We start from the raw sequence: 3,685 nt of genomic DNA, 5'->3' as shown, positions 1-3,685 counted from the left end.
CAACAATCTTGCAAAGCCGGCGTTGATCTTCTCGGACCATGCAGAGGTGTTCCGGGTCACGGACCCACAGACTAGAGCAGCGACATCACGCGAGTTGGACGTTAATAAAGGAGATTCCTATGATTCGGCATGTCTTTTCCTGGCGTGTGGCCGATGGCCACAGCAACGACGAGGTCGTCGAGTTGCTGAACACGCTTCGCGACGCGCTGCCCGTGATCAAGTATTGGGAGCTTGGTCGTCATCAGGGGGACCCGGGTGACAATGGCGAACCGTTCGACGGGGTCTTGATCAACGACTTCGACTCATGGGATGACCTGGAAAGCTACTCCAAGGATCCCATCCACTTGGATGTGGTGGCACGTCTTCTTCCGCTGTTTGCGACACGCGCGGTTGTTGATTTCGTGCGTGAGGACAACTGATGGCGCGGGCAGGGATCAAGGTGGCATCGAGCCCGTGGGGGCCCGAGGACCAGTTGGGGGCTCTGAACCGTCTGTCGCCGGAGGCATCCTCCGCGATCCTCGCGCGGGCGGATGGTGCACGCAGCTATGATCTGAGCATTGACTACTTCGTGGGGATGCCGAGCTTTCAGGCTGCGGGCGACCCGAGCTACCAGCTGTTCATGAGCCACTCGCCAGATGGGACTGTTGTAGACAACATGAACGGCGCTGGAGAGCGCGTGAATCGGCATGTGTGCTACTCCGGCGATGTGGTGTTCATGTACACACACACGGGAACTCACATCGATTCCTTGAGTCACTTCGGCGTGGACGGGCATATCTATAATGGTTTTTCGGTTGAGGAGAACCTGGGCACCCGTGGGTGGACCAAGGGTGGCGCGGAGGTCATCCCGCCGATTATCACTCGCGGTGTGCTTCTGGATGTCGCCAAGACCCGTGGTGTCGAGTGTCTGCCAGATTCGTACGCGATCACCGTTGATGACTGCACGAAGGCGTTGAGCGAGGCGGGTCTGGGTCTCCGGGCTGGGGATGTCGCGATGGTCCGAACCGGGCGGATGTCGTTCTGGCCCGACGGATCGAAGGTGCTCGGCAACCCTCCTGGTCTCAGTCTGGAGGCCGCCAGGTGGCTCACCAGCCAGGACATTTCCGCTATCGCTGCCGACCAGGAGTGTGTGGAGGTCGGCCCGTCGCAGCATGAGGACAACTGGCTCCCGGGGCACTGCCACTTCTTGGCCGAGGCGGGCGTGCCGATGATCGAGTTGGTGAACCTGGAGGAGCTGTCTCGAGACGGTGTCGCCGAGTTCTGCCTGATTGCGGCCCCGATCCGTCTTCGCGGGGCGAGTGGTGCACCGCTGCGACCGATCGCGTTGCCGCTGCGTGGCAACTGAGCAACGCGAGTACGAGGAGGAGCAAGGATGAGCATGCTGAAGGTTGCCGTCGTGGGCGGTTCAATCGGAGGGCTGACCGCTGCGAACGTGCTACGGGATGCCGGCTGCGACGTCGAGGTCTTCGAGCGCAGCACCAAGTTGCTGTCCGGGTTCGGCACGGGGATCGTGGTCCAGCCCGAGCTTGTGCGCTATCTCCTCGAGCGGACTTCCACGACGCTGGACGACGTCAGCGTCCCCAGCAGTGCGATGCGATATTTTGATGCCGCAACCGGGCACAGCAAGGGCGAGGTCCGTGCTGGGTGGCGTTTCACTGCGTATAACGCGATCTACCAGAAGCTGCTAGACGCGTTTGACGCCGGGCGTTACCACCTCGGGAAGGAGCTCGTGGGTATTGAGCCCGGCATCGAGTCGTCGACCGTCACGTTCGCCGATGGCACAGAAGTTACTGCAGACCTGGTTGTCTGTGCCGACGGAGGGCAGTCGGTGGCTCGTGACCGGCTGCTGGGCACTCGCACCGAGTATGCCGGCTACGTCACCTGGCGTGGAATGGTGGATGAGTGCGATGTGCCGCCCGAAACATGGCGATTCTTCCAGGACGCGTTCACGTATGGGCTGCTGCCAGACGGGCACATCATCGCCTATCCCATTCGTCAGGTTTCCGCCAAGGGCCAGATCACGGACGACGTCCGCATCAACTTTCAGTGGTACTGGAACGTCGACCACGGCCCTGCCCTCGACCGGATCATGACCGCGAATGACGGTGGGCGTAGGCCGGTCTCGGTCCATTTTGCGCATCTCGTGCCTTCGAGTCTTGCGGACTTTCACAGTCGGGCTGCCGATCAATTGGCGCCAGTGTTCCGGGAGCTCATGATCGGTGCGCCCGAACCCTTCGTCACCACGGTGAGTGACGCCGAGGTACCCCAGATGGCGTTTGATCGTGTTGCCCTCATCGGTGACGCCGCATTTACCCCTCGACCCCATGCTGCTGCAGGTTCTGCAAAGGCGGCGGCAGATGCTTGGAGTCTCGCCGATCATCTCGTGGATGCCTCGGGTGATGTGCAGCGCGCCCTCGGTGCGTGGGAGCCCGAACGGCTCGCCGTGGGGCGTGCCTACCTGGCCAAGGTGCGTGCCATGGCCGCGGCGCTACAGCATGGCGGCGACTTTCCACCCGGTTCGCCAGAATTCCGGTTCGGACTGCCGCAACTTGCGTGATGCTTAGTTTAAGAACAATCCGGATGAGAGCTCTGGAGTGGCGGCTCACGCACCACCCATGATCGGCGCCTTGGCGCAGAAGGAGATACTGATGCAACTGGTTAACGAATTCGAGGTCGCGCTCCCGCCGGAGCAAACGTGGACCCTGCTCACCGACCTCGATAAGGTAGCGCCCTGCCTGCCTGGCGCCTCCATCACCTCCGTTGAAGGTGACGACTACCACGGCCGGGCCAAGATCAAGGTCGGCCCTATCACCGCGGAGTACAAGGGCGTCGCACAGTTCACCCGGCTCGATGAGGAGGCGCGCACGGCTGTCCTCCTTGCCCGGGGCAAGGACGCCCGTGGACAAGGCGATGCGACTGCGACCGTGACCGCGACGCTCACCGGTGCAGGTGCAGGTACGCGGGTGAAGGTAGAGACCGATCTGGCGCTGACCGGTAAGGTCGCACAATTCGGTCGCGGGGTCCTCGCCGACGTGAGCGGCGCGCTGATGGGCCTGTTCGCCCAACGACTGCAGGATATGGTCGCGGCCGAAGGCATTGAACCAGTCGTCGGGACAACTCCGCTGGCCGGCACGGTGTCCAACTCTGAACCTGTGCGCGAGGTTGCCACCAGCCCGGCGGACACCGCAGTGCAGCACCACGCAGACGCCCAGAACGACGATGATGCCCTCGATGTGCTGGCCCTCGCCGGGGGGATGCCCTGGAGCAAAGCCCTGCCGGCCGGCGGGACGGTAGTCAGCATCGTCGCCGCATTAATCAGTGTTTTTGCTGCCGGGTACGCGTCAGCGCGAGCGCGCTCCACTGACCGCTGAAACAGCAAAGTCCAGACAATCGTGGGAGCACACCATGAAGCCACCCAAGTTCAGGTACGTCGCACCGAGGACGCTGGACGAGGTGCTCCAGCATCTAAGCTCCGACCCAGATGCGAAGGTGCTGTCAGGCGGTCAGAGCCTGATGCCACTGCTCGCCATGCGCATGGCGACACCCTCACTCCTGATCGACTTGCAGTACGTGCCAGGCCTGACCGGGATCAAAGATCGCGGCAACGAGATACAGATCGGCGCACGTGTAACCCACCGCGAGATCGAACGCTCCGCCACACTTACTGACCGGGTACCCATCCTGC

5 protein-coding genes are annotated in these 3,685 nt (G+C 62.5%); all 5 read left to right on the top strand.

The genetic code is table 11. The annotated features are described in order from the left end of the window. Positions 1 to 119: 119 nt before the first annotated feature. Complete coding sequence (locus tag FGL98_RS24765) at positions 120 to 419, top strand: Dabb family protein (protein ID WP_146321507.1); 300 nt, start codon at positions 120 to 122, stop codon at positions 417 to 419. Next, positions 419 to 1,345, top strand: a complete 927-nt coding sequence (locus FGL98_RS24760; protein ID WP_146321505.1) for a cyclase family protein — start codon at positions 419 to 421, stop codon at positions 1,343 to 1,345. The genes FGL98_RS24765 and FGL98_RS24760 overlap by 1 nt, the downstream gene beginning before the upstream one ends. 27 nt (positions 1,346 to 1,372) lie before the next feature. Continuing rightward, the gene (locus FGL98_RS24755) at positions 1,373 to 2,557 is read left to right on the top strand and encodes an FAD binding domain-containing protein (RefSeq protein WP_146321503.1); all 1,185 of its coding nucleotides are present in this window, start codon (positions 1,373 to 1,375) and stop codon (positions 2,555 to 2,557) included. Positions 2,558 to 2,615: 58 nt separating this feature from the next. Further along, a complete protein-coding gene (locus FGL98_RS24750; RefSeq protein ID WP_246136741.1) occupies positions 2,616 to 3,371 on the top strand; it encodes an SRPBCC family protein in 756 nt (251 codons plus the stop codon). Positions 3,372 to 3,405: 34 nt separating this feature from the next. Further along, a partial coding sequence (locus tag FGL98_RS24745) for an FAD binding domain-containing protein (RefSeq protein WP_186526390.1) occupies positions 3,406 to 3,685 on the top strand: 280 nt, incomplete at its 3' end.

Origin of the sequence: Leekyejoonella antrihumi, from assembly GCF_007845645.1 — a bacterium.
GTDB classification, from domain to species: Bacteria; Actinomycetota; Actinomycetes; order Actinomycetales; family Dermatophilaceae; genus Leekyejoonella; species Leekyejoonella antrihumi.
The sequence above is the reverse complement of the archived record's forward strand: the minus strand, read 5'-3'. Positions and strand labels throughout refer to the sequence as shown.

Bases quoted from the DNA above. Each gene is read 5' to 3' on its own strand.
- FGL98_RS24765 (WP_146321507.1), top strand. From the start codon at position 120: ATGATTCGGCATGTCTTTTCCTGGCGTGTGGCCGATGGCCACAGCAAC.
- FGL98_RS24760 (WP_146321505.1), top strand. From the start codon at position 419: ATGGCGCGGGCAGGGATCAAGGTGGCATCGAGCCCGTGGGGGCCCGAG.
- FGL98_RS24750 (WP_246136741.1), top strand. From the start codon at position 2,616: ATGATCGGCGCCTTGGCGCAGAAGGAGATACTGATGCAACTGGTTAAC.
- FGL98_RS24755 (WP_146321503.1), top strand. From the start codon at position 1,373: ATGAGCATGCTGAAGGTTGCCGTCGTGGGCGGTTCAATCGGAGGGCTG.